This window comes from Streptococcus mitis, from assembly GCF_023109515.1.
Classification (GTDB): domain Bacteria; phylum Bacillota; class Bacilli; order Lactobacillales; family Streptococcaceae; genus Streptococcus; species Streptococcus mitis_CS.
In genome coordinates this window covers 1-5,187 of the sequence record NZ_JALDUM010000009.1, presented here as the reverse complement: position 1 = coordinate 5,187, position 5,187 = coordinate 1, and the positions used below count along the sequence as shown (strand labels likewise).

General features: G+C 49.6%; 1 tRNA gene and 3 rRNA genes. All 4 read right to left on the bottom strand.

The features are described 5' to 3' along the window. Position 1 precedes the first annotated feature (1 nt). Positions 2–117 (bottom strand): 5S ribosomal RNA (gene rrf, locus M1G05_RS09950). Between the two features lie 76 nt (positions 118–193). Then, positions 194–3,096 (bottom strand): 23S ribosomal RNA (locus M1G05_RS09945). A 125-nt stretch (positions 3,097–3,221) separates the two neighbouring features. Next, positions 3,222–3,294: transfer RNA gene (locus M1G05_RS09940), tRNA-Ala, on the bottom strand. A 51-nt stretch (positions 3,295–3,345) separates the two neighbouring features. Continuing rightward, positions 3,346–4,891: ribosomal RNA gene (locus tag M1G05_RS09935) — 16S ribosomal RNA — on the bottom strand. The 16S, 23S and 5S rRNA genes sit together here with 1 tRNA gene alongside, the layout of an rRNA operon. Between the last annotated feature and the right edge of the window lie 296 nt (positions 4,892–5,187).

Sequence of the window (5,187 nt, the reverse complement as noted above, 5' to 3'; positions counted from 1 at the left end):
AGCTAAGCGACTTCCATATCTCACAGGGGGCAACCCCCAACTACTTCCGGCGTTCTAGGGCTTAACTTCTGTGTTCGGCATGGGTACAGGTGTATCTCCTAGGCTATCGTCACTTAACTCTGAGTAATACCTACTCAAAATTGAATATCTATTCAAATCAAGAAAACCGTTCGCTTTCATATTCTCAGTTACTTTGGATAAGTCCTCGAGCTATTAGTATTAGTCCGCTACATGTGTCGCCACACTTCCACTTCTAACCTATCTACCTGATCATCTCTCAGGGCTCTTACTGATATAAAATCATGGGAAATCTCATCTTGAGGTGGGTTTCACACTTAGATGCTTTCAGCGTTTATCCCTTCCCTACATAGCTACCCAGCGATGCCTTTGGCAAGACAACTGGTACACCAGCGGTAAGTCCACTCTGGTCCTCTCGTACTAGGAGCAGATCCTCTCAAATTTCCTACGCCCGCGACGGATAGGGACCGAACTGTCTCACGACGTTCTGAACCCAGCTCGCGTGCCGCTTTAATGGGCGAACAGCCCAACCCTTGGGACCGACTACAGCCCCAGGATGCGACGAGCCGACATCGAGGTGCCAAACCTCCCCGTCGATGTGAACTCTTGGGGGAGATAAGCCTGTTATCCCCAGGGTAGCTTTTATCCGTTGAGCGATGGCCCTTCCATACGGAACCACCGGATCACTAAGCCCGACTTTCGTCCCTGCTCGAGTTGTAGCTCTCGCAGTCAAGCTCCCTTATACCTTTACACTCTGCGAATGATTTCCAACCATTCTGAGGGAACCTTTGGGCGCCTCCGTTACCTTTTAGGAGGCGACCGCCCCAGTCAAACTGCCCGTCAGACACTGTCTCCGATAGGGATCACCTATCTGGGTTAGAGTGGCCATAACACAAGGGTAGTATCCCAACAACGTCTCCTTCGAAACTGGCGTCCCGATCTCATAGACTCCTACCTATCCTGTACATGTGGCACAGACACTCAATATCAAACTGCAGTAAAGCTCCATGGGGTCTTTCCGTCCTGTCGCGGGTAACCTGCATCTTCACAGGTACTAAAATTTCACCGAGTCTCTCGTTGAGACAGTGCCCAAATCATTACGCCTTTCGTGCGGGTCGGAACTTACCCGACAAGGAATTTCGCTACCTTAGGACCGTTATAGTTACGGCCGCCGTTTACTGGGGCTTCAATTCATACCTTCGCTTGCGCTAAGCACTCCTCTTAACCTTCCAGCACCGGGCAGGCGTCACCCCCTATACATCATCTTACGATTTAGCAGAGAGCTGTGTTTTTGATAAACAGTTGCTTGGGCCTATTCACTGCGGCTGACATGAAGTCAGCACCCCTTCTCCCGAAGTTACGGGGTCATTTTGCCGAGTTCCTTAACGAGAGTTCTCTCGCTCACCTGAGGCTACTCGCCTCGACTACCTGTGTCGGTTTGCGGTACGGGTAGAGTATGTTTAAACGCTAGAAGCTTTTCTTGGCAGTGTGACGTCACTAACTTCGCTACTAAACTTCGCTCCCCATCACAGCTCAATGTTATAGAACTAAGCATTTGACTCAGTTCACACCTCACTGCTTAGACAGACTCTTCCAATCGTCTGCTTTAGTTAGCCTACTGCGTCCCTCCATCACTACATACTCTAGTACAGGAATATCAACCTGTTGTCCATCGGATACACCTTTCGGTCTCTCCTTAGGTCCCGACTAACCCAGGGCGGACGAGCCTTCCCCTGGAAACCTTAGTCTTACGGTGGACAGGATTCTCACCTGTCTTTCGCTACTCATACCGGCATTCTCACTTCTATGCGTTCCAGCACTCCTCACGGTATACCTTCATCACACATAGAACGCTCTCCTACCATACCTATAAAAGGTATCCACAGCTTCGGTAAATTGTTTTAGCCCCGGTACATTTTCGGCGCAGGGTCACTCGACTAGTGAGCTATTACGCACTCTTTGAATGAATAGCTGCTTCTAAGCTAACATCCTAGTTGTCTGTGCAACCCCACATCCTTTTCCACTTAACAATTATTTTGGGACCTTAGCTGGTGGTCTGGGCTGTTTCCCTTTCGACTACGGATCTTAGCACTCGCAGTCTGACTGCCGACCATAATTCATTGGCATTCGGAGTTTATCTGAGATTGGTAATCCGGGATGGACCCCTCACCCAAACAGTGCTCTACCTCCAAGAATCTCTAATGTCGACGCTAGCCCTAAAGCTATTTCGGAGAGAACCAGCTATCTCCAAGTTCGTTTGGAATTTCTCCGCTACCCACAAGTCATCCAAGCACTTTTCAACGTGCCCTGGTTCGGTCCTCCAGTGCGTCTTACCGCACCTTCAACCTGCTCATGGGTAGGTCACATGGTTTCGGGTCTACGTCATGATACTAATTCGCCCTATTCAGACTCGGTTTCCCTACGGCTCCGTCTCTTCAACTTAACCTCGCATCATAACGTAACTCGCCGGTTCATTCTACAAAAGGCACGCTCTCACCCATTAACGGGCTCGAACTTGTTGTAGGCACACGGTTTCAGGTTCTATTTCACTCCCCTCCCGGGGTGCTTTTCACCTTTCCCTCACGGTACTGGTTCACTATCGGTCACTAGGGAGTATTTAGGGTTGGGAGATGGTCCTCCCAGATTCCGACGGGATTTCACGTGTCCCGCCGTACTCAGGATACTGCTAGGTACAAAGACTATTTTAAATACGAGGCTATTACTCTCTTTGGCTGATCTTCCCAAATCATTCTTCTATAATCTTTGAGTCCACATTGCAGTCCTACAACCCCGAAGAGTAAACTCTTCGGTTTGCCCTTCTGCCGTTTCGCTCGCCGCTACTAAGGCAATCGCTTTTGCTTTCTCTTCCTGCAGCTACTTAGATGTTTCAGTTCACTGCGTCTTCCTCCTCACATCCTTAACAGATGTGGGTAACAGGTAGTACCTGTTGGGTTCCCCCATTCGGAAATCCCTGGATCATCGCTTACTTACAGCTACCCAAGGCATATCGTCGTTTGTCACGTCCTTCTTCGGCTCCTAGTGCCAAGGCATCCACCGTGCGCCCTTATTAACTTAACCTTATTTTTCTGACCTTTCAGTCATAAACTCTTATTAATACTACAGCGTTTTCGGTTTATTTTCTTGTTACTATTTGATATAGATATTCAATTTTCAATGTGCATTACTTGGTGATCTCTCACCAATGGAGCCTAGCGGGATCGAACCGCTGACCTCCTGCGTGCAAAGCAGGCGCTCTCCCAGCTGAGCTAAGGCCCCACAAGACCTCTCAAGACTAAACAAGACCAATGCGCAGTTCCTTTTCCTTAGAAAGGAGGTGATCCAGCCGCACCTTCCGATACGGCTACCTTGTTACGACTTCACCCCAATCATCTATCCCACCTTAGGCGGCTGGCTCCTTACGGTTACCTCACCGACTTCGGGTGTTACAAACTCTCGTGGTGTGACGGGCGGTGTGTACAAGGCCCGGGAACGTATTCACCGCGGCGTGCTGATCCGCGATTACTAGCGATTCCGACTTCATGTAGGCGAGTTGCAGCCTACAATCCGAACTGAGACTGGCTTTAAGAGATTAGCTTGCCGTCACCGGCTTGCGACTCGTTGTACCAGCCATTGTAGCACGTGTGTAGCCCAGGTCATAAGGGGCATGATGATTTGACGTCATCCCCACCTTCCTCCGGTTTATTACCGGCAGTCTCGCTAGAGTGCCCAACTGAATGATGGCAACTAACAATAGGGGTTGCGCTCGTTGCGGGACTTAACCCAACATCTCACGACACGAGCTGACGACAACCATGCACCACCTGTCACCTCTGTCCCGAAGGAAAGCTCTATCTCTAGAGCGGTCAGAGGGATGTCAAGACCTGGTAAGGTTCTTCGCGTTGCTTCGAATTAAACCACATGCTCCACCGCTTGTGCGGGCCCCCGTCAATTCCTTTGAGTTTCAACCTTGCGGTCGTACTCCCCAGGCGGAGTGCTTAATGCGTTAGCTGCGGCACTAAACCCCGGAAAGGGTCTAACACCTAGCACTCATCGTTTACGGCGTGGACTACCAGGGTATCTAATCCTGTTTGCTCCCCACGCTTTCGAGCCTCAGCGTCAGTTACAAGCCAGAGAGCCGCTTTCGCCACCGGTGTTCCTCCATATATCTACGCATTTCACCGCTACACATGGAATTCCACTCTCCCCTCTTGCACTCAAGTTAAACAGTTTCCAAAGCGTACTATGGTTAAGCCACAGCCTTTAACTTCAGACTTATCTAACCGCCTGCGCTCGCTTTACGCCCAATAAATCCGGACAACGCTCGGGACCTACGTATTACCGCGGCTGCTGGCACGTAGTTAGCCGTCCCTTTCTGGTAAGATACCGTCACAGCGTGAACTTTCCACTCTCACACTCGTTCTTCTCTTACAACAGAGCTTTACGATCCGAAAACCTTCTTCACTCACGCGGCGTTGCTCGGTCAGACTTCCGTCCATTGCCGAAGATTCCCTACTGCTGCCTCCCGTAGGAGTCTGGGCCGTGTCTCAGTCCCAGTGTGGCCGATCACCCTCTCAGGTCGGCTATGTATCGTCGCCTTGGTGAGCCGTTACCCCACCAACTAGCTAATACAACGCAGGTCCATCTGGTAGTGGTGCAATTGCACCTTTTAAGCAAATGTCATGCAATATCTACTCTTATGCGGTATTAGCTATCGTTTCCAATAGTTATCCCCCGCTACCAGGCAGGTTACCTACGCGTTACTCACCCGTTCGCAACTCATCCGGAGAAGCAAGCTCCTCCTTCAGCGTTCTACTTGCATGTATTAGGCACGCCGCCAGCGTTCGTCCTGAGCCAGGATCAAACTCTCATTAAAAGTTTGAGTTCTCACTCATTTCTGTCACTGACAGATTTATTGTTTTTTTCATTGTTCAGTACTACAACCTTAGTTGTAGTGCCCTGCACATTGGTTCGTCTTGTTCAGTTTTCAAAGGTCTTTGTCACTTACTTCTCTCAAGCGACAACTATATTAGTATATCACAGGTGCTTTCGCTTGTCAACACTTTTTTGAAACTTTTTTAATCTTTTTTCATCAAGTGTTCCATCCGCAACATACCATAGTCCGTACGGGATTCGAACCCGTGTTACCGCCGTGAAAAGGCGGTGTCTTAA